Annotated in this window: 18 protein-coding genes; 14 read left to right on the top strand and 4 right to left on the bottom strand. The window is 66.0% G+C overall.

Annotated elements, in window-relative coordinates; all coding sequences use genetic code 11:
• Nucleotides 1-21: 21 nt before the first annotated feature.
• Nucleotides 22-486 carry a DUF1465 family protein gene (locus L8K25_RS11675; protein WP_242139075.1) on the top strand — a complete coding sequence of 155 codons (465 nt, stop codon included), beginning with the start codon at nucleotides 22-24 and terminating at the stop codon, nucleotides 484-486.
• A 39-nt stretch (nucleotides 487-525) separates the two neighbouring features.
• Here L8K25_RS11675 and L8K25_RS11670 read toward each other — a convergent pair whose 3' ends face one another.
• Nucleotides 526-1,485: a nitronate monooxygenase family protein gene (locus tag L8K25_RS11670; protein WP_242139074.1), complete on the bottom strand. Its 960-nt coding sequence runs from the start codon at nucleotides 1,483-1,485 to the stop codon at nucleotides 526-528.
• A gap of 108 nt (nucleotides 1,486-1,593) precedes the next feature.
• On the opposite strand from L8K25_RS11670, the gene L8K25_RS11665 reads away from it, so the two are divergent.
• The 3 genes from L8K25_RS11665 to trxB all read left to right on the top strand — a co-directional run bounded on the left by L8K25_RS11665 (nucleotide 1,594) and on the right by trxB (nucleotide 5,781).
• Nucleotides 1,594-4,185 (top strand): M1 family metallopeptidase, encoded by a 2,592-nt coding sequence (locus L8K25_RS11665; protein ID WP_242139073.1) that lies wholly within the window; start codon nucleotides 1,594-1,596, stop codon nucleotides 4,183-4,185.
• Between the two features lie 136 nt (nucleotides 4,186-4,321).
• On the top strand, nucleotides 4,322-4,705 hold the full coding sequence (locus L8K25_RS11660; protein ID WP_242139072.1) for a VOC family protein: 384 nt from the start codon (nucleotides 4,322-4,324) through the stop codon (nucleotides 4,703-4,705).
• A gap of 110 nt (nucleotides 4,706-4,815) precedes the next feature.
• Complete coding sequence (gene trxB / locus L8K25_RS11655) at nucleotides 4,816-5,781, top strand: thioredoxin-disulfide reductase (RefSeq protein WP_242139071.1); 966 nt, start codon at nucleotides 4,816-4,818, stop codon at nucleotides 5,779-5,781.
• A 25-nt stretch (nucleotides 5,782-5,806) separates the two neighbouring features.
• Here trxB and L8K25_RS11650 read toward each other — a convergent pair whose 3' ends face one another.
• Genes L8K25_RS11650 through L8K25_RS11640 form a run of 3 tightly spaced genes read right to left on the bottom strand, consistent with a single transcriptional unit; the run spans nucleotide 5,807 to nucleotide 7,579 of the window.
• Nucleotides 5,807-6,589, bottom strand: a complete 783-nt coding sequence (locus tag L8K25_RS11650) for a hydrolase 1, exosortase A system-associated (RefSeq protein ID WP_347341153.1) — start codon at nucleotides 6,587-6,589, stop codon at nucleotides 5,807-5,809.
• Nucleotides 6,589-7,299, bottom strand: a complete 711-nt coding sequence (locus L8K25_RS11645; RefSeq protein ID WP_242139069.1) for a hypothetical protein — start codon at nucleotides 7,297-7,299, stop codon at nucleotides 6,589-6,591. The genes L8K25_RS11650 and L8K25_RS11645 overlap by 1 nt, the downstream gene beginning before the upstream one ends.
• A gap of 7 nt (nucleotides 7,300-7,306) precedes the next feature.
• Entirely contained in the window at nucleotides 7,307-7,579 is a 273-nt protein-coding gene (locus tag L8K25_RS11640; RefSeq protein WP_242139068.1) for an acyl carrier protein, read from the bottom strand.
• 113 nt (nucleotides 7,580-7,692) lie between these two features.
• On the opposite strand from L8K25_RS11640, the gene L8K25_RS11635 reads away from it, so the two are divergent.
• The 10 genes from L8K25_RS11635 (at nucleotide 7,693) to L8K25_RS11590 (ending at nucleotide 19,553) form a co-directional block, all read left to right on the top strand.
• Nucleotides 7,693-9,195 carry an acyl-CoA ligase (AMP-forming), exosortase A system-associated gene (locus L8K25_RS11635; protein WP_242139067.1) on the top strand — a complete coding sequence of 501 codons (1,503 nt, stop codon included), beginning with the start codon at nucleotides 7,693-7,695 and terminating at the stop codon, nucleotides 9,193-9,195.
• Nucleotides 9,192-10,421, top strand: coding sequence for a pyridoxal-dependent decarboxylase, exosortase A system-associated (locus L8K25_RS11630; RefSeq protein WP_242139066.1), 1,230 nt, complete (start codon nucleotides 9,192-9,194; stop codon nucleotides 10,419-10,421). The genes L8K25_RS11635 and L8K25_RS11630 overlap by 4 nt, the downstream gene beginning before the upstream one ends.
• A 101-nt stretch (nucleotides 10,422-10,522) precedes the next feature.
• Nucleotides 10,523-11,167 carry an XrtA/PEP-CTERM system exopolysaccharide export protein gene (locus L8K25_RS11625; RefSeq protein ID WP_242139065.1) on the top strand — a complete coding sequence of 215 codons (645 nt, stop codon included), beginning with the start codon at nucleotides 10,523-10,525 and terminating at the stop codon, nucleotides 11,165-11,167.
• A gap of 10 nt (nucleotides 11,168-11,177) precedes the next feature.
• Nucleotides 11,178-12,698, top strand: a complete 1,521-nt coding sequence (locus L8K25_RS11620; protein WP_242139064.1) for an XrtA system polysaccharide chain length determinant — start codon at nucleotides 11,178-11,180, stop codon at nucleotides 12,696-12,698.
• Nucleotides 12,695-13,630: an AAA family ATPase gene (locus tag L8K25_RS11615; RefSeq protein WP_242139063.1), complete on the top strand. Its 936-nt coding sequence runs from the start codon at nucleotides 12,695-12,697 to the stop codon at nucleotides 13,628-13,630. The genes L8K25_RS11620 and L8K25_RS11615 overlap by 4 nt, the downstream gene beginning before the upstream one ends.
• A complete protein-coding gene (locus tag L8K25_RS11610; RefSeq protein WP_242139062.1) occupies nucleotides 13,627-15,243 on the top strand; it encodes a hypothetical protein in 1,617 nt (538 codons plus the stop codon). The genes L8K25_RS11615 and L8K25_RS11610 overlap by 4 nt, the downstream gene beginning before the upstream one ends.
• Nucleotides 15,244-15,281: 38 nt before the next feature.
• A complete protein-coding gene (locus L8K25_RS11605) occupies nucleotides 15,282-16,421 on the top strand; it encodes an AAA family ATPase (RefSeq protein WP_242139061.1) in 1,140 nt (379 codons plus the stop codon).
• A 5-nt stretch (nucleotides 16,422-16,426) separates the two neighbouring features.
• Nucleotides 16,427-17,281: an XrtA system polysaccharide deacetylase gene (locus L8K25_RS11600; RefSeq protein ID WP_242139060.1), complete on the top strand. Its 855-nt coding sequence runs from the start codon at nucleotides 16,427-16,429 to the stop codon at nucleotides 17,279-17,281.
• Nucleotides 17,278-18,351 carry a FemAB family XrtA/PEP-CTERM system-associated protein gene (locus tag L8K25_RS11595; RefSeq protein WP_242139059.1) on the top strand — a complete coding sequence of 358 codons (1,074 nt, stop codon included), beginning with the start codon at nucleotides 17,278-17,280 and terminating at the stop codon, nucleotides 18,349-18,351. Before L8K25_RS11600 ends, L8K25_RS11595 begins: the two co-directional genes overlap by 4 nt.
• Entirely contained in the window at nucleotides 18,351-19,553 is a 1,203-nt protein-coding gene (locus tag L8K25_RS11590; RefSeq protein WP_242139058.1) for a TIGR03087 family PEP-CTERM/XrtA system glycosyltransferase, read from the top strand. The genes L8K25_RS11595 and L8K25_RS11590 overlap by 1 nt, the downstream gene beginning before the upstream one ends.
• Nucleotides 19,554-19,606 lie beyond the last annotated feature (53 nt).

Genomic DNA, 19,606 nt, shown 5'->3' with positions numbered 1-19,606 from the left:
CATTTGTGCGACATGGACGACATGACGGGATCCCTGCACGACTCGCGGATGCGCCGCCGCGTGATCGACGCGCTCTATACCGACGCGATGATTCTGGCGGACGAAGCGCGCAGCTATTTCGACGATGGCGGACGGACGGATCGCAACGCACTCGATCCGATGGCGCGGGTGGCCTTCAGCTGCGAGTCGCTCAAGGTAACCACCCGACTGATGCACGTCATCGCGTGGCTTCTGACCCAGCGCGCGGTTGATGCTGGCGAAATGGAATTGCGGGAAGCGCTGGACCCCTCGCGCCGGTTGGGAGATGCGCCCGTCAGCGAACCGCGGTCGCTGGTGGCCTTGCCGACCGGCGCGCAGCGATTGATCGCTGCGAGTCGGGAATTGCACGGTCGGGTCGCGCGTCTCGATGCCGCACAGGCCGGCACGGCGGTAGTGACCCACAGCCCGGTGCATGCGCTTCAGGGCCGTCTGGCCCACGCCTTCTAACGCGAAACGCAGGACGTTCGGGCTTGTTGCCCAACTCGGTTACAGGTTCAGCCGCGCGCGCGCCGCGTGATACTGTCGTTCGAGACGATCGACCATCGCAGCCACGGGCTCGACCCGGTCGATCACGCCGATACCCTGGCCCGATCCCCAGATGTCCTTCCATGCCTTGGGTTTCGATCCGTTTCCGGTTCCGAAATCCATCGTTTTCAGGTCGCCTTCGGGCAGATGATCTGGGTCCATCCCAGCCCGCTCGATCGATCCGCGCAAATAATTGCCATGCACCCCGGTGAACAGATTGGAGTAGATGATGTCCGACGCCTTGCCGTCAACGATGCCCTGTTTGTAGTCCGCATCGGCATTGGCTTCTACGCTCGCGATGAAGGGCGAACCGATATAGCCGAAATCCGCGCCCATCGCCTGCGCCGCCAGCACAGCATCGCCGGTCGCGATCGATCCCGACAAGGCGAGGGGGCCATCGAACCACTGGCGGATTTCCTGGATGATCGCGAAGGGCGAGAGCCTTCCGGCATGGCCGCCCGCACCCGCCGCAACCGCGATGAGGCCATCTGCGCCCTTCTCGATCGCCTTGCGCGCAAAACGGTCGTCGATCACGTCGTGCAGCGTGATCCCGCCCCAGGCGTGGACCGCCGTGTTGAGGTCTTCCCGCGCGCCGAGCGAGGTGATCACGATCGGCACCTGCCACTTGGCACAAGTGGCAAGATCCGCTTCGAGCCGTTCGTTTGACCGGTGGACGATCTGGTTCACCGCGAAGGGGGCGGCAGGGCGATCCGGATGATCGCGGTTATGGGCCGCCAATTCCTCGGTGAGGCGGTGGAGCCATTCGTCGAGCAACGCCTGCGGCCGTGCGTTCAGCGCCGGGAAGGAGCCGACGATCCCCGCCTTGCACTGGGCGATGACCAGTTCCGGTCCCGAGATGATGAACAGCGGCGAGCCGATGACGGGAAGCCGGAGGCGGTCGAACAGCGGAGGAATGCTCATATGCGTTTCATAGCGCAACCGAAACGCCTGTCCAGCAAGCCTATAGTTGCAGAGGTAACTGAATGCCTTAAGGAACGGGGTCTTGAGATGATAACCGGAGTGTCGTGCGTGAAGCTTTCCCTTGCCGCGGTCTTGCTGTCCGCCGTTGCGACCCCGGCCTTCGCCGTGGGCCAGTTGCCGGGCGGTGTCACGCCGCTCACCTACGACATTTCCGTTCGTCCCGATGCCAAGGCGATGACCTTTTCCGGCGAGGAGACGGTTGCGATCGACGTGGCCAAGCCGACGCGAACGATCGTCCTGAATGCTGCCGATCTGAAGATTTCGCGGGCGACGCTGGACGGAAAGGCCGTCACCTTCCGGCTCGACGTCGCGAAGCAGCAGCTGGTTCTGACGCCGGGGACGGTCGTATCGGCAGGCAAGCACGCGCTGGCGTTCGCCTGGACCGGGACCATCAACACCTCGGCCGCCGGGCTGTTCGCGATCGACTATACCAACAAGGACGGCTCTGCCGCCCGCATGCTGGTGACCCAGTTCGAGGCGCCCGACGCGCGCCGCTTTGCGCCGCTGTGGGACGAGCCGGCCTACAAGGCCCGCTTCACGATCAGCACGATCGCTCCGGGCGACCAGACCGCCTTTTCCAATATGCCGGCGACCAGCGTTACCAAGCAGGCCGACGGTACCAAGCTGTATCGCTTCGCCGAAACCCCCAAGATGTCGAGTTACCTGATGTTCCTCGGCATGGGCGACGTCGAGCGCAAGACGGTGATGGCGGGGAAGACCGAGATCGGCATCATCACACGGCGCGGCGTGGTCGACCAGGGCGATTATGCGCTGGCACAGGCGAAGCGACTGCTGACCTATTACAATGCGTATTTCGGACAGCCCTATCCGCTGCCCAAGCTCGACATGATCGCAGGCCCGGGCTCGAGCCAGTTCTTCGGGGCGATGGAGAATTGGGGCGCGATCTTCTATTTCGAGCCCGAACTCCTGTACGATGCCAAGCGGGCGACGCAAAGCGGCAAGCAGCGCATCTTCACCGTCGTCGCGCATGAAATGGCGCATCAGTGGTTCGGCGATCTGGTGACGATGAACTGGTGGGACGATCTCTGGCTCAACGAAGGCTTCGCCTCGTGGATGGAAAACAAGTCGAGCATCGACCTGAATCCAGAATGGTACGCCGCCGCCACCGCCGTGGCGCAGGACCGCGAGGGCGCGCTTCAGGTCGATTCGACTGTCGGCACGCACCCGATCATTCGCCACGTCGAGACGGTCGATCAGATCGGCCAGGCGTTCGACGGTATCACGTACATGAAGGGGCAGGCGGTGATCGGCATGCTCGAATCCACGCTCGGCGCGGACACGTTCCGTGCCGGCATCCGGGGATATATGGCCAGGTACAAGTACGGGAACACCGCGACCGACCAGTTGTGGGACGAGCTGTCGACGGCGGCGAAGACACCGGTGGCCCCGATCGCGCATGATTTCACGCTCCAGCCGGGCGTTCCGCTCGTGACGATGACCGACGCGCGCTGCCTTGGCGGCCAGACGCAGGTCAGCCTGACGCAGGGGCGCTTCGCGTATGACGGTTCCGCCAAGCAGGCGGAGACGTGGCGGGTGCCGATGACGCTCGGTGTCGTGGGTCAGGCTGATGTCCGCGCGACGGTGCGCGGCGCGGCCGTGCAGCCGGTCACACTTCCCGGCTGCGGGACCGTCGTGCTCAACCGAGAAAAGGGCAGCTACGCCCGCGTTCAGTACACCGCACCGGCGCATGCCGCGATCGTACGCGATTTCGGCAAGATCGCGCTGACCGATCAGCTCGGGACGCTCGGGGACGACTTTGCTTTGGCAAAGGGTGGGAACCAGCGGCTCGATCGCTATTTCGCCGACGTCGGCGCGATCGGGGTCGAGGCGAACCCGCTGCTGTGGCAGACCGTGGCGGGGCAGATGTCCGACCTGGACGGGCGCGTCGCCAAGGGGGCCGCCCGGGACGCGGTCGGTGCCAAGATCGTGCGCACGCTTCAGCCTGTCATGACGCGCGTCGGCTTTTCCGCTGGCCGCGACGAGGGCGCGTTGACCGCAACCCTCCGCGAAACGCTGATCGCGGTGCTGGGCGAGCACGGTGACGCTGCGGTCATCGCCAAATCGCGCGACTTGTTTGCGGCTCTGCAGAAGAACCCCGACGCGATCCCGGCACCGATCCGCGCGCCGATCCTTGGCGTCTTCGCGCACAATGCCACGGTGGCCGACTGGGATGCGCTTCTGGCGCTGACGATGGCCGAAAAGAACCCGGTGACCAAGAACACCTACGTCCGGCTGCTCGGCGCGCCAAAGGACGACGGCCTTGCGCAGCGCGCGCTGGCGCTGCTGACCACCGATCGTTTCACCGCGCCGCAAAAGGCGAGCTTGCTGCGCGCGGTGGCGAACGAGCATCCGGACATGGCGTTCGACTATGCGGTGGCGCATATCGCCCTGATCAATACGCTGGTGGAAACGAGCACCCGTGCCGGCTTCGTCGCCGGATTGGGAGCGGGATCCGACGACCCCGCGATGCCTGGCAAGATCACCGCATTCGCCAAGGCAAATCTCCCGGCCGAGGCACAGGGCGCGGCAACGCGCATCGTGTCGGCGATGGCGGCACGGCGGATGGTGGATGCGCGGATCCGGGAAGATGTCGCCGCCTGGGGCCGATCCACCTCCTGATTCGGCGCGATACGGTGTTCCGGTCACATGGGCGGGGAGGGATCGACCGATCCCGACCGTCCGGCCGGGCATGGCCGGAGGACGACTTGGGTGTTAGTCTCGTCGTCCCAACCTAGCAGTTCATGGAGCGTACCTCATGTTCAGTCATGTCATGGTCGGATCGAATGACATCCATGCCTCACAGGCGTTCTACGATGCGACGCTTGGCGCGCTTGGCGCTGGCGCCGGTCGCAGTGACCCCATGGGACGGATCTTCTACATAAACGACGGGGGGCTGTTCATGGTGACCATGCCGATCGACGGCGCTCCCGCCTGCCATGCCAATGGCGGGACGATCGGTTTCAGGGCCGCATCGCAGGCAGCGGCGGATGCTTGGCATGCGGCGGGCCTGGCCAACGGCGGTACCGAGTGCGAAGACCCGCCGGGCGTCCGCGAAGGCGCCTTCGGCAAGCTGTACCTGGCCTATCTCCGGGATCCGGCAGGCAACAAGCTGTGTGCCATGTACCGGGTGCCGGCCTGATCCAAAGCATCGACGCGGCGCAAGCTCTTGCTTGACGCCGCGCGCGCACCATGTTGTCAGCCGGCCCGTCGCGACCCGAGACGCGGCGGGCCGACAGGACGAAAGTGATCATGACCACCTACACCACCCGCATGTTGATCCTCGGTTCGGGGCCGGCCGGCCTTTCCGCTGCCATCTATGGCGCCCGCGCCGGGATGAAGCCCATCCTCGTTCAGGGCATCCAGCCGGGCGGCCAGCTGATGACCACGACCGACGTCGAGAATTATCCGGGCTTTGCCGACGTCATCCAGGGACCCTGGCTGATGGAACAGATGCAGAAGCAGGCCGGGCACGTCGGGACGCAGCTGATGTACGACACGGTGGTCGAGGTGGACCTCACGCGGCGACCGTTCCGGCTGATCGGCGATGGTGGGGACGTCTATGAAGGCGACGTGCTCGTCATCGCGACGGGCGCACAGGCCAAATGGCTCGGGCTCGACAGCGAGGACGCGCTCAAGGGCAAGGGCGTCAGCGCCTGCGCCACCTGCGACGGGTTCTTCTATCGTGGCAAGAAGGTCGCGGTGATCGGCGGCGGCAATACGGCGGTCGAAGAGGCGCTTTACCTGACCAACCACTCGCCTGACGTCACGCTGATTCATCGGCGGGACTCGCTGCGGGCGGAGCGAATCCTGCAGGAACGGCTGTTCGCGCATAAGGGTGTGACCGTTCTGTGGAACAAGGAAGTCGACCAGTTCGTCGACGGCGGTGGTACGGCCGGACTGGTCGCGATCGACCTGATCGATACCGTGACCGGCGAAAGGTCGCGGCTCGATACCGAGGGCGGTTTCGTCGCGATCGGGCATCATCCGGCGACCGAATTGTTCCGTGGGCATCTTGCGCTCGATGACGATCACTACATCTGGACGGAGACCGGCTCGACCCGAACCAGCGTACCGGGCGTGTTTGCGTGCGGCGACGTGATGGACAAGGTGTATCGCCAAGCGGTGACCGCTGCCGGTACGGGATGCATGGCGGCGCTGGACGCCGAGCGCTTCCTGGCGGAGATGGAATTCGAAATGGCCGAGGCCGCGGAATGATTGTTTGGCGATCCGCGGACCTGCTTCAGGGTTCGCGGACCGCCATGACGATCTGGTCGGCCAGCCAATGCGATTCGTCGATCCCGGCGAAGCTGTGGCTTGCGGTGTCGTAGACCGCGATCGGGATGCGGTGCGCGTGCAGGGCAGCCAGCGTTTTCCAGGCGTCGCGAAAGGCTATCGCCGTATTGTCCCGTTCCGCCAGCAGGATACGGCTGGGCGTTTGCGCATGGTCCAAGGTCGCCGAGACGCGCCGGATCAAGGTTTGGTCCCTGTCCACGTTGGGTCGGAGGGCCTTCATGAGCCCCCGATAAAGCTTGCCGAGATGGACGCCGCCCCGGGCCAGACGGAGCCATTCCCGGGGGTCACGCAGTTTTGCGGCATAGCGGGCGCGGATCGCGGCGGGGGCGGGCAAGTCGTCGGTTGCAGGGATTACCCAAGGGTTTGCGAGGATCAACTGATAGACGCCGGCATCTGCGCCGAACAGCGCAAGGGCGGTTGCCGCGTCGCAATTGCCGAACGCGACGAGGCGCTCCAGTGCGGCTTCCTGGCGAAAATAGGCGACGGCAGCGGCGATGTCGGGCGCGGAGGAGAGGAAGCCCGCGTTGGTACCCGTCGAATCCCCGACCCCTCGTCGGTCGAAACGGAAGACGGGGATGCCTTGCTCGGCCACCCGGCGCGCCAGCAGCGCCATCCCCCGATGCGCCCCGATCCGAATTTCGTTTCCGCCCGAAACGATCAGCAGTCCGGTCCTGCCCGCAGCCTCATCGAGCGTTCCGAGCAGCGTTTCCCCCGCGCATGCAAAGGCCATTATCCGGCGCATGAGACGACCCATGCCTTGATATCGTCGGCCAACAGCGCAACCAGCGGAAGATCGATGTCGGGCTCAGACCTCCGCCATAGGGCCGTCCCCTCGACGTGGCGGTCCGCCGCCCGAGCGTCTCCGGTTAGCCGAACCACCCGTCCGCCGTGCGAAGGCGCGTCCAAGCCGTCTGCGGCTTCCAGCGCGTCGAGCAACGTTCGACCGATCACATTGCCGGCAATGGTGACGGTCTGGGTGGTGCGCGCGGGCAGTTCGCGAACCGGCGCGCCGGCATTCAGGGTGGCGGCACGATCGATTCGGCGTAGCTGGCGCAGAAGATCGCTTCCCGGCTGCGGCGCGAAGGACCAACGCCGCTCCGGCAGGGCAAACGTATCGAGCAAGACACCGCTGCGTATCGAGACGGCGTGGATCGGTCCATGGGTCATGGCGGCGACCCGGGCGGCAGCGGCGAGCCCTGCCCGCATATCCGCCAATGTGCAGTCCTGCAGGAGCGTCAGGCTTTCGCCCTGGCCCGGAACGTCGGGCAGCAGGCTGGCGATGCCGGCATCGGCCAGCCTGCGGCACATGGCGACAATCGACGCGCGCAGACGATTGGCCTCTTCGAACAACGGCAGCACGACGACAACGACCGGCCCGGAGCCCGGCCCGAAGCGCAGCATTGCCTCCCGGCCGCCGCGCCAGGCGTACTCGTCTATCAAGCCGCCGTCATTGCGGCGCGTGCGCTGCCGCGAAGCGGACGAGCGCACCGAAGCTTTCGAGCATCTCGCCGTCGACCTCATCGTCCTCGATCAGGATACCGAGCCGCTCTTCGATCTCGGTCAGCAAACCCGCCACAGCCATCGAGTCCAGCTCGGGCAGGGCGCCAAACAGGGGCGTATCGTCCTGGAACGCGGCGACGCGTTCCTCGCTCAGTCCGAGCACGTCGCGAAGGCAACCGCGAATGGTGGAATCGATCTGGCCGTAATTATCTGGAAGCACTGCGAGCCCCGGTTCCGTCTCTTGATGGTGCGCTGCGATAGAGAATGCACGACGTGCTGCCAAGAGCATCGCGATGGGCCTTCACAGTCGGTCGCGGAGGGCTATCAAGAGTCATGGTTCCACTCGACCCCACGCCGTACCCGATCGATACGCTTCCAGCCCGCGGCATCCCGTCCGAAGTGGCGCTGGTCGACCGCGCCGGAACGCTTGATTTTGCGGGCCTGGAGCGACTGACAGGAGAGGTCGCCGCCTGGCTTGGAGCGCAAGGCCTGGACCCCGGGGCGCGGGTAGCAAGCTGGCTGCCCAAGACGCGTCTGGCATGTGTCCTGCCGATGGCGGTGCCGCGTGCCGGATTTGTCCATGTGCCGATCAACCCCATGCTCAAACGCGCGCAGGTGGCCCATATCCTGGCCGATAGCGGCGCTGCGCAATTGATCACGCAAGCGGGCCGTGCGGATACGCTTGAAAGCCTAGATATTCCGGAAACTTGTACCATCATGCTTGATCATGATGTGAGCTGGTCGGGCGATCCTCGGCCCGCATCTAGCGCGTCGGGCGATACGCTGGCGGCGATCCTGTATACGTCGGGCTCGACGGGGCGGCCCAAGGGCGTGATGCTGAGCCATGCCAATCTATGGCTCGGTGCGATCAGCGTAGCGCACTACCTCGCGCTCGAGCGATCGGACCGCGTGCTGGGCGTCCTGCCGCTGAGCTTCGATTACGGGCAGAACCAGATGTTTTCGACGTGGGCGGCGGGGGCGCGCTATGCGCCACTCAACTATCTGACCGCCCGGGATGTCGTGAAGGCGGTGGACCGGGTTGGTGCTACGACGCTGGCGGGCGTACCACCCTTGTGGGTGCAGCTGCTTGAGACGGAATGGCCGGATGCAGTCGCAAACCATTTGAGACGATTGACCAATTCCGGCGGTGCTCTGACCACGTCGCTGATTGCGGGGCTGCGCGCGCGTTTCCCCCAGGCGGATCTCTATCCCATGTACGGACTGACCGAGGCATTCCGTTCGACCTATCTTCCACCGGCTCTGGTCGACGACCATCCGGAGTCGATCGGACGCGCCATTCCGTTTGCCGAGATACTCGTCGTTCGTCCGGATGGGTCACGCGCGGAGACGGGTGAACCAGGCGAGCTGGTTCATGCCGGCCCGTTGGTAGCGGGGGGGTATTGGCAAGATGCGGCCCGCACCACGCAACGCTTCCGACCGGCACCGGCCTGGGCATCGTCTGACGGACTCGCCGTCTGGTCGGGGGATACGGTCGTCGCCGCGGATGACGGCCTGTTGCGCTTCATCGGTCGCGATGACGAGATGATCAAAAGCGCCGGCAACCGGATCAGTCCGACTGAAATCGAAGACGCGGTCGTTGCGGGTGGCGAGACCGTCGAGGCGGTGGCGATCGGTGTTGCCGACCCGCGGCTGGGGCAGTCGATCGTCGTCGTCCTGCGGGGCGATGGGACGCGTGAACCCGAATTGCGGGCCCGGCTGCGTCGCGATCTGCCGAGCTTCCAGCAGCCGCAGCGCTATGTGTGGCGGGACGATTTGCCGCGCAACGCCAACGGGAAGCTGGACCGCGCGGCTCTCAAAGCGGAAATGACGTCATGAAGCCAATGGGATCGATCCCTGCCGACTTTGCCGCCTTGCCGTTGCGAATCGGCGGACAGGAGGCGGCGGCATGGATTGCGGCTACGGGGGACACGCCTCTGTTCGTCTACGACATAGAGGTGGTCGCGCGGCGGATCGCCCAATTCCGCGTGGCCATGCCCGATGCCGTCCATCTACACTATGCGATCAAGGCCAATCCCTTCCGCCCGCTGCTCGCTGCGATGGCGCCGCTGGTCGACGGGCTGGATATCGCGTCGGCAGGCGAACTCGCGCTTGCGCTGCCGCACATGCCGGCGGCGAGGATCAGTTTTGCCGGTCCGGGCAAGCGCGATGACGAGCTTGCCGTGGCGATCAAGGCCGGCATCACTGTCAACGTGGAATCTGCCGGCGAAGCAGCGCGGGCGTTGGCGATCGCCGATCGCGATGGCATTGCGCCGCGGCTGGCGGTGCGCGTCAACCCCGACATCGAGTTGCGCGGATCGGGGATGCGGATGGGTGGCCGCGCATCGCCCTTCGGGATCGACGCGGATCAGGCCGCTGCCGTCGCGCGCACGATCGTCAATGCAGGAGCAGATTGGCGCGGCTGGCACATATTTGCGGGATCGCAGGCGCTGGACGCCGGCGCGATCATCGAAACGCAAGCCGCAACGCTGGCACTGGCCGATCGGCTGAGCGACGGGGTCGGGGAGCAGCCGCCGCTGGTCAACCTCGGCGGCGGGTTCGGCATTCCGTATTTCCCCGGAGAGCGGCCCGTCGACGTCGCTGCGATCGGCGCAGCGCTGGGAGAGGGTCTGAGCGCGCGCGACCAGAACGGTACGCGTTATGCGATCGAGCTTGGTCGGTGGCTCGTGGGAGAGGCCGGGGTGTATCTCACCCGAGTCGTCGACCGAAAGGAGAGTCGCGGCGAGACGTTTCTCGTGGTGGACGGCGGCCTGCATCATCAGCTGGCGGCAACGGGCAACCTGGGCACCGTGGTGCGTCGCAACTATCCGGTAGCGATCGCGACGCCGCGCGTGGGCTCCGCGACCGAGACGGTCAGCGTGGTCGGACCGCTGTGCACCCCGCTGGATCGCCTGGCCGACAGGGTAACGCTTCCGGTGGCCGAAGTCGGCGATCTGGTCGCGGTCTTCATGGCGGGCGCCTATGGCCTGACGGCCAGTCCCACGGCCTTCCTGGGGCATGCGCCCCCCCGCGAACTGCTGGCGGGACTCCCGGTTCAGCCCTAACGCTATCTTCACCCCTTGCCCGCCATAGAGGCGCGATTATCGCGCGCTATCGGGACCTGTCGGCGGTGCCCCCCGGCGTTTGCGCGCGACGGGAGGTGTTTATGGTGTGCGTGTCGAGGACTATTGCGGCGGTGCTGCTGGGGGGGGTCGTCACGGCCACGCTCGGCGGTTGTGCCGGTAGCACCCGGCCCGTCCTGCCGCAGGCGTCGTTCGTCGCTGCGCAGGACAAGCCGAGCGAAGAATATATCATCGGCCCGCTCGACCAGCTCAACATCTTCGTCTGGCGCAATCCCGAGCTGTCGACCAAGGTCCAGGTCCGGCCGGATGGACGCATCACTACGCCCTTGATCAGCGACATGCCCGCCGTCGGCAAGACGCCGCGGATGCTGGCCGACGACATGAAGATCTCGCTGGGCGAATATATCAAGGATCCGATCGTTTCGGTGATCGTCGAGAATTTCTCGGGAACGTTCAGTCAGCAGATCCGCATCGTGGGCGCGACCGAGAAGCCCGCGTCGATCCCGTATCGCGCGAACATGACGTTGCTGGATGCGATGATCGCCGTTGGCGGGCTCAACCAATATGCAGCGGGAAACCGCGCGCGCCTGGTGCGCTATGATCGTGCCACCGGGAAACAGGCCGAATTCGCGATCAAGCTGTCGAGCTTGCTGAAAGAGGGCGATAGCCGCGCGAACGTCCGCCTCGAACCCGGCGACGTGATCATCATTCCCGAAAGCATGTTCTGAGGGCGCGGGGATGAACGGACTTTTCGATGAACTGCGCCTGGCGGCGTATGCGATCTGGACACGGCGCTGGATCGCGCTTGGTCTGGCGTGGGGCGTCGCCCTGCTGGGTTGGCTGGTCGTGGCGCAGATCCCCAATACGTACGAATCCCGGGCGCGCGTCTTCGTCCAGATGCAGACCGTGCTGCCCAATGCGGTCGGCATCACGGCCGCGGATCAGCAAAAGGACGTCGACACGATTCGCCAGACGCTCACCTCGGCGACGAGCCTGACCAAGGTCGTGCGCGGAACCGACCTGGCCAAGACGGTAAAGACCGATCGCGACCTGACGGATCGCGTCGCCGGCCTGCAAAAGGCGATCAAGATCACCGCACAGCAGGACAATCTGTTCGAGATCGTGGCCACCGGGGCGAGTCCCAGGGTGACGCGGCAGGTGGTACAGAAACTGATCGACCTGTTCGTCGAACAGAATGTGTCGGGCGATCGCGACGAAACCAGCCAGAGCCTTACGTTCCTGGATGCGCAGCTCGCCGCGCGCCAGCAGCAACTCTCCGATGCCGACGCCAAGCGGACCGACTTCCAGAACCGCTATCTCGGCAGTCTTCCCGGGACGGGGACGCTCACCGACCGGATGGGTGCGGCGCGCTCGGCCATGGCACAGGTCGATAGTGATCTGGCCGCGGCCCAGTCCGGGCTGGCGGCGGTCAATGGCCAGATGGCGGGAACCCCTGCGAATGTTCCCGGCGTCGCGGTCGGGGGCAGCATGGGGCCGGCACGGGCGCGGCTGAATGCGATCCAGGGGCAGCTCGCGGATGCAAGAGCCCGGGGATATACTGAGAACCATCCCGATGTCGTCGCGCTCCACGGCCAGCTTGCGGCGGCTCAAGCGGCCGCAAAGGGCGAGCCGCTGGTTGGTGGTGGCGGGGGTACGGCGGCGTCCAACCCGGCCTATCTTTCGATGCGGTCGATCCAGGCGGAAAAGCAGGCGCAGGTCGCGGCGCTGAGCGCGCGCCGGGCGCAGCTGCAATCCGACCTCGATACGATCACCGCCAAACTATCGGGGAACCCGCAGGTGGCTGCCGAACAATCCAAGATCGAGAACGACTATCAGGTGCTCAAGGACTCGTACGCGAAGCTGCTGTCGGACCGCGAGGCGATCAAGCTGCGCGGGCAGGCGCAGTCGCAAACCGATTCGATCAAGTTCAGCGTGATCGATCCGCCCTCGGCGCCGCGCGTCCCGGCATCCCCCAACCGGCCGTTGCTGCTGACCGGGGTGCTGGTTGCGGCGTTGGGGGCTGGTATCGCCGGCGCGTTCGTCTTCGGTCAGCTCAAGACGACCTTTCCCACGGCCAGCCGGTTGGAAAAGGTGAGCGGGATGCCGGTGATCGGGTCGATCGGGCAGATGTACCGCCCCGACCAGATTGCGGCACGGCGGCGCATGCTGTTCTATTATGGCGGCGCGGTCGCGGGGCTGGGCGTCGCCTATGTCGGGCTCCTCGGAGTCGAAATGCTTCAGCGGGGTCTCGCGGCATGAGCAGGCCTGTCCCCTTGAAGTCGACCGCTTCGCTGCTGGAACGCGCTGCTGCGCTTTACGACATCGGTCAGCATCGCGGCGCGCGGCAACCCGACGGTGTGGAAGGGGTATACGTTCCCACGATGACGGGGGTGTCGCCAACCGTTCTGCCGCCGAGCCCGCCGGTGCGCGCAACGACGCCAAACCCGGATGTTCCTGCCGCGACCATCGACCGGGCCTTGCTGGCCGAGCAGCATCTGCTGGTGCCGGGGGCGGCGGTCGGCGCGCTTGCCGAGGAATTCCGCCTGGTGAAGCGTCAGCTGATGGCAACCGCCCGCGCCTTGCGGCCGGTCGACCCCACGGCGGCACGGACGTTTCTGGTGACGTCGGCGAACCCGAACGACGGCAAGACCTATTGCGCGCTCAACCTGGCGATTTCGCTGGCCGCCGAGCGCGACGTCGAGGTGCTGCTGGTTGATGCTGATTTCGCCAAGCCCGACGTCATGGCGCGGGTCGGGCTCAGCGAGGGAAAGGGCGTGCTCGATGCCTTGGCGGACCCCTCGGTCTGCGTCGAACAGTGTATCGTTCGCACGGACATTCCGCAGCTGAGCCTGCTGCCGTGCGGAACGAAAACGACGGCCGACACCGAATTGGTCGCAAGCGCCCGGACTGGCGAGATGATCGCGGCCTTGCTGGCGGCGGACCCGCGGCGGATCATCATCTTCGATTCGCCCCCGGTACTGGCCGCGTCGCCCGCCGCCGTGCTCGCCGGTCAGGTCGGGCAGGTGTTGATCGTGGTGCGCGCGGATCGGACCAGCGAAGGCGATCTGCGCGAAGCGGTCGCGCTGCTCGATGGCTGCGACCATCTGCAGCTGCTGCTCAATGCCGTAGGGTATGCGCCTGGTGGGCGCCGGTACGGGAGCTATTACGAGCGACTGGACGAGGGGAAATGACCCGACGCGGGGGCTGGATTTGTGCGATCGCGGTCGCCACGATCGGCATCGTCCCCGTGTCCGCGCCGGCCAATGCGGCCGAGCGCGACCGATCCATCGCGCCGTATATCGAAATCGGTCAGGTGGTAACCGCCGACCTGACGACCGACGACGTGCTGACCTATTCGACCCTTGCCGCCGGCGTCGAGGCGTCGCTCCAGACCCGGCGGACCCAGGCGCAGGTCAGCTATCGCTACGAGCGCCGGTTGTCCTACGACAAAAGGGTCGGCGACAATACGATCCACAGTGGGTTGGCGCGCGGTGCGATCAGGCTCGTGCCGGGGATCAGTCTCGACGGCGGAGCGATCGCGACGCGGGTGCGCTCCGATATCCGCGGGGCAGCTCCCGGAAATCTCGCGGGGAATGTCGACAATATCGCACAGCTCTATTCGGGCTACCTCGGACCGACGCTGGCGAGCCATGTCGGACCGGTTGGGGTCGGGGCAAGCTACAGATATGGCTTCACGAAGGCCGACGCCCCCGGCCGGACCGGAGTTCCCGCCGGAAGCGCCGCGCTCGACGTCTTCGATACCGCGCAGAGCCATGTCTTCACCGCCCAGGCGGGCGTCAAGCCGGGCAGGGTGCTGCCCGTCGGCCTGACCGTCTCGGGCGCCTACGAGATCGATACCGCATCGCAGCTCGACCAGCGCTATGAGTCGACGCTGGGGCGCGCCGATGCTGTCCTGCCGATTCTGCCCAGCGTCGCGATCACTGCAGGCGCAGGCTATGAGAAGATCATCGTTACCCAAAAGGACCCGTTGCGCGATGCCGCTGGCGCTCCCGTCGTCGATGGACGCGGCCGGTTCGTAACCGACGCGGCCGCCGCGCCCAGGATTGCCTATGAAACCGACGGGCTGATCTATGACGGCGGCGTGATCTGGCGACCCAGTCCACGCACCTCGCTCCAGGCGCGTGTCGGGCGACGGTACGGCGGCATGACCTACAGCGGGTCATTCAGCTATGCCGCGTCGCGATCGATCGGAATGCAGATCGCGGTTTATGACAGCGTCGATACCTTCGCGCGCCAGTTGCGCCAGGGACTGGCAGGATTGCCGACGAGCTTCATCGATCAGCGCGACGTGTTCGGGCAGCAGTTCAGCGGTTGTACTTTCGGCGCAACCAGCGGTGCTGCCGGCGGGTGTCTGAATGGCGTGTTCCAGTCGATCGCAACCGCGGCCTATCGCGCCCGCGGGATCGATGGCGTACTGTCGGCAAGGCACGGCGCGCTCAATTTCGGGGTCGGCGCAGGCTTTGCCACTCGGCGCTTCCTCGCGCCCGCCGACACGGGATTCAGCATCGACGGCGTGACGGACGAGAGCGTTTACGCCCAGGCGTTCCTGGCTGCGCCGATCGATCGCAGCTCCGGCATCAACGGCACGATCTTTGCCAATTACTATGAAAGCGGTCTCAGCGCAGCGCCGGGGGTGTTCGGTACCGGGGCGACCGGCCTCTATTTCCATAATTTCGGGCGTATCGCCGCGCAGGCAACGGCTGGGATCTATTCGTTCAATCAGAAGGGCATCGACGACCAGCTTTCGGCACAGGCGCAGCTTGGAATGCGGTATCACTTTTAAAACGCTTGGGCGTGTAAGATCCCGGCGAGGATGGTGTAATGTACGACGATCATTATGGACTGACCGGCCGGCCGTTCCAGCTTACGCCGGATCCGCGTTTCTGGTTTGAAACCGCGACGCATCGCAAGGCGATGGCCTATCTCGGCTATGGCCTGTCGCAGGGCGAGGGCTTCATCGTCATCACCGGCGACGTCGGTGCGGGGAAGACGACGCTGGTCGGTCACCTGATGGCGACGATCGACCCGAGCCGGCTGCAAGTGATCAAGATCGTGTCGACCCAGATCGAGGCGGAGGATTTGCTGCGGATGGTCGCATCGGGACTCGACCTCGACGGGGAGGGCCTGACCAAAGCGCAGCTGCTGGTCGCGATCGAGCGCGGTCTGCAGGCGACTGCACGCACCGGCCGACGCACGTTGCTGATCGTCGATGAGGCGCAAGCGCTGCCGGTGGGCAGCCTCGAAGAATTGCGGATGCTTTCCAACTTCCAGACCGGTGGCCACTCCCTCCTCCAGATTTTCCTGTTGGGCCAACCCGAGTTCCGGGCACGGCTATACGGATCGGATCGACTGGAACAGCTGCGCCAGCGGGTCATCGCGGTCCACCATCTCGATCCGATGGGCCCTGAGGAAGTCGAGCCCTATATGCTGCACCGCCTGTCCGTCGTGGGAGCCACCGGTCGGCCGCGATTCACCGCCGACGCCTTCGCCGCGCTGTATGCGGCCTCGGACGGCGTACCGCGCCGGCTGAACCAGCTCGCCGGGCGAGTGTTGCTGTTCGGCGCGTTGGAGCAGCTTGACGTCATCGATGCCGATGCGGTCACCCTGGTCGTTGCCGACATCGCCGGCGACATGCCCGGTGCCAGGTCGGGCGCCTCCCCGGTTGGGCTCTCGCCTGTCGCTGTCAACGATGCCGAGCCGGTTGGCCTGTACGCCGTCGAACGGAGTGAGGCATCGCGCTTTGGCGTATCGCCGCAGCCCGCGGACGTACGCCCGTCGGCCCCGGTCGCGGTGCCGCTGGCCGACGCGGATGAGACGGAAGCGCTTGCCGCACGGATCGCGCTGCTCGAGGCGCGGATCGAAGAGCAGGACATCGCACTGCGGCGCGTGCTGACCCTGCTCGTCGACTGGGCGGAAGCCGGTCATGGCCCGACGGGCTTCCAGCATAGCAACGGGAACTGATCGCGATGCGCCATGCCATGTCGGTGGACGTCGAGGACTGGTTCCAGGTCGGTGCGTTCGAAAAGGTGATCGACAAGGCCGCATGGCCAACGCTCGCCTCCCGCGTCGAGCGGAATACCGATGGGGTGCTGGCCCTGTTCGCCGAGAGCGGGGTCAAGGCGACCTTCTTCACGCTCGGCTGGGTCGCCGCGCGGTATCCGGCGGTCATCCGCCGGATCGTGGAGCAGGGGCATGAACTGGCGAGCCATGGCTGGGACCATGACCGGGTATTCACGATGACCCCCGAACACTTCCGCGCGGATATCGCGCGCGCGCGGTCCGCGCTGGAGGATGCGGGCGGCGTCGCGATTACGGGATATCGCGCGCCGAGCTTTTCGATCGATGCCCGGACGCCATGGGCACACGCGGTGCTGGCGGATGAGGGGTACCGCTACTCTTCCAGCATCGCACCCCTGCGGCATGACCATTATGGCTGGCCCGAAGCGCCGCGTTACGCCTTCCGTCCGCTGGTCGATTCCATGCTGGTCGAGGTTCCCGTGACGGTCGCCGAATGGGGCGGGCGCCGGATGGCGACGGGCGGCGGCTTCTTCCGATTGTTCCCGGCGGCGGTCACGGACTATGCGGTCCGCCAGGTCGACGCAGCGCGCCAGCCCGCCGTCTTCTATTTCCACCCGTGGGAGATCGATCCCGGCCAGCCCCGGGTCGACCACGCCCCGCTCCGGTCGCGGTTGCGGCATTATAGCCGGCTCGGTGCGATGGCGGGCAAGCTGCGGGGTCTGCTCGAACGGCACGAATGGGGCCGCATGGATCACATCGTGGGCGGGCTGGAACGCGTACCCGTCGGGATGGTCGCGGCGTGACGTTACCGTTGCTAGCAGTTCCGGTGGCGGTACGAATCGCCGACCTGCGCGATCCGTTGGAGCGCGTGCGGATCACGGACTTCGTGCGGGCGCATCCTGACGGGACCCCGTTCCATCTTCCCGCATGGAGCCTTGCGGTCGCGGAGGGCTGTGCACAGACCAGCTACGTCCTGATCGCGGAGCGGGCGGACGGGTCGCTCGCGGGGCTTCTGCCACTGACCGAAATCCGTTCACCGCTGTTCGGCAAGGCCCTTGTCTCGAGCGGCTTTGCGGTCGGCGGCGGGATCCTTGCAGGCGACGATGCGGCGGTGGGCCCGCTTGCCGATGCCGCGATCGGGCTGGCCGCGCGACTCGAGTGCCCCACGCTGGAACTGCGCGGCGGGCCGATCCCGTCCGCGGACTGGCAGATCGACGATGCCACGTATCTGGGGTTCACGGGACCGCTTCTGCGGGACGAGACCGCACGACTGGTGGGCATTCCCCGCAAGCAACGCGCGGAAGTCCGCAAGGCGTTGGACCGCGACCTGACGGTCACGACCGGAACGGGCGGTGACGATCGCCGCGCGCATTATGCGGTCTATTCCGAATCGGTCCGCAATCTGGGGACTCCGGTTTTTCCGGCGCGGCTGTTCCGGTCGGTGCTGCAACACTTCGGTGGAGACGCCGACATCCTCACGGTGAGAGCGGCGGGAAAGCCCGTCGCGAGCGTGCTGAGCCTGTATTTCAACGGCACGGTCTATCCCTATTGGGGTGGGGGTACGCAGGCGGCGCGCGCCTTGCGGGCCAATGACCGGATGTATTTTGCGTTGATGGCGCATGCAGGCGCGCGCAACTGTACGCGCTTCGACTTCGGCCGGTCCAAGGCGGGCACCGGGCCGGCGGCGTTCAAGAAGAACTGGGGGTTCGAGGGCACGCCGCTGGTCTATGCCAGGCACGCCGCGCCGGGGGCGACGGTGCGGGAGATCAACCCGCTCGACCCGCGCTTTGCGCGCAAGGTGGCGCTTTGGAAAAAGCTGCCCTTGTGGGTCGCCAACACGGTCGGGCCGCACGTCGCGCGCGGTCTTGGCTGATGGGCGACATCCTCTTTCTCGGTCATCGGCTGCCCTATCCGCCCAATCGCGGGGACAAGATCCGCGGGTATCACGTCTTGCGACACCTCGCGGCGACCCAGCGTGTCCATCTGATCGCTTTCGCGGATGATCCGCGCGATCTGGAACCGTGGGATGCGATCGATCAGATCACGGCCAGTCGCACAATCGTCTGGCGGTCGAAGTCGCGCCTGCGCGCCGCGGCCGAGGCGATCGTCAGCGGCGCGCCGATCTCGTTGACGGCATTTGCCGATCGTGCCGTCCGGAGCGCGGTCGAAACGCTCCTCGCCGAGCAGGCGATCGACACGATCTACGTCTTTTCGAGCCAGATGGCACAATATCTCCCGCTGAATGCCGGGCAGCGCGTGATCATGGACTTCGTCGACATGGATGCCGCCAAATTCGAGGCCTATGCCCGCGACTCCCGCGGGCCGATGCGGTGGCTGATGGCGCGCGAAGCGGCACTCCTCCTGCGCCATGACACGGTGATCGCGCGGCGATCACAGGCCAATCTGTTCGTCAGCGCCGCCGAGGCGACGCTGTTCCGGGAACGCAGCGGCGCGGCCAACGTCCATGCGGTCGAAAACGGGATCGATACCGCCTTTTTCAATCCCGACAGGCCCTATGCCGCCGTCGATTTGCCAAGCCCTTCGATCGTCTTCACCGGTCAGATGGATTACCGGCCGAATGTCGAGGCGGTGACCTGGTTCGTCGACGCAATTTTGCCGAAGATCCGCCGCATCCACCCCGATGCACGGTTCGCCATCGTCGGACGCGCGCCGACGGAAGCGGTCTGGAAGCTCGCGCTGCACCCGGGCGTGACCGTTACCGGCGAAGTGGCTGACGTTCGAGCGTGGATCGCGGCAGCATCGGTGGTGGTCGCTCCCCTGAAGCTTGCCCGGGGCGTGCAGAACAAGGTGTTGGAGGCGATGGCGATGGCACGGCCGGTCGTCGCCTCGCGGGCGGCGGCGGAGGGGATCGATCACGGCGAAACGATCCGTGTCGGCGAGACCGCCGATGCGCTCGGCGATGCGATCACGGCGATTTTGCGGGATCCCGCCGCCGCCGCGCACCTGGGGCAGGCCGCCCGTACGCAGGTTATGACCCGCTACAGCTGGGCGGCCCGGCTGGCACCGCTCGATGGCTTCCTCGGACACGCCGCCGCGTATCCCGTCACGCACTGACGTGGCGAGCCTGGTTGATCCTGCCCGGTTCGCCCAGGGAGCGACTGGACGCC

The organism is Sphingomonas sp. TREG-RG-20F-R18-01 (genome assembly GCF_022662475.1).
Classification (GTDB): Bacteria; Pseudomonadota; Alphaproteobacteria; order Sphingomonadales; family Sphingomonadaceae; genus Sphingomonas.
The sequence above is the reverse complement of the archived record's forward strand: the minus strand, read 5'-3'. Positions and strand labels throughout refer to the sequence as shown.

Coding starts and splice junctions, on each gene's coding strand:
- L8K25_RS11625 (WP_242139065.1), top strand. CDS start 10,523: ATGGTGTGCGTGTCGAGGACTATTGCGGCGGTGCTGCTGGGGGGGGTC.
- L8K25_RS11600 (WP_242139060.1), top strand. CDS start 16,427: ATGCGCCATGCCATGTCGGTGGACGTCGAGGACTGGTTCCAGGTCGGT.
- L8K25_RS11610 (WP_242139062.1), top strand. CDS start 13,627: ATGACCCGACGCGGGGGCTGGATTTGTGCGATCGCGGTCGCCACGATC.
- L8K25_RS11660 (WP_242139072.1), top strand. CDS start 4,322: ATGTTCAGTCATGTCATGGTCGGATCGAATGACATCCATGCCTCACAG.
- L8K25_RS11675 (WP_242139075.1), top strand. CDS start 22: ATGACGGGATCCCTGCACGACTCGCGGATGCGCCGCCGCGTGATCGAC.
- L8K25_RS11615 (WP_242139063.1), top strand. CDS start 12,695: ATGAGCAGGCCTGTCCCCTTGAAGTCGACCGCTTCGCTGCTGGAACGC.
- L8K25_RS11605 (WP_242139061.1), top strand. CDS start 15,282: ATGTACGACGATCATTATGGACTGACCGGCCGGCCGTTCCAGCTTACG.
- L8K25_RS11590 (WP_242139058.1), top strand. CDS start 18,351: ATGGGCGACATCCTCTTTCTCGGTCATCGGCTGCCCTATCCGCCCAAT.
- L8K25_RS11670 (WP_242139074.1), bottom strand. CDS start 1,485: ATGAGCATTCCTCCGCTGTTCGACCGCCTCCGGCTTCCCGTCATCGGC.
- L8K25_RS11635 (WP_242139067.1), top strand. CDS start 7,693: ATGGTTCCACTCGACCCCACGCCGTACCCGATCGATACGCTTCCAGCC.
- L8K25_RS11620 (WP_242139064.1), top strand. CDS start 11,178: ATGAACGGACTTTTCGATGAACTGCGCCTGGCGGCGTATGCGATCTGG.
- trxB (WP_242139071.1), top strand. CDS start 4,816: ATGACCACCTACACCACCCGCATGTTGATCCTCGGTTCGGGGCCGGCC.
- L8K25_RS11630 (WP_242139066.1), top strand. CDS start 9,192: ATGAAGCCAATGGGATCGATCCCTGCCGACTTTGCCGCCTTGCCGTTG.
- L8K25_RS11650 (WP_347341153.1), bottom strand. CDS start 6,589: ATGGCCTTTGCATGCGCGGGGGAAACGCTGCTCGGAACGCTCGATGAG.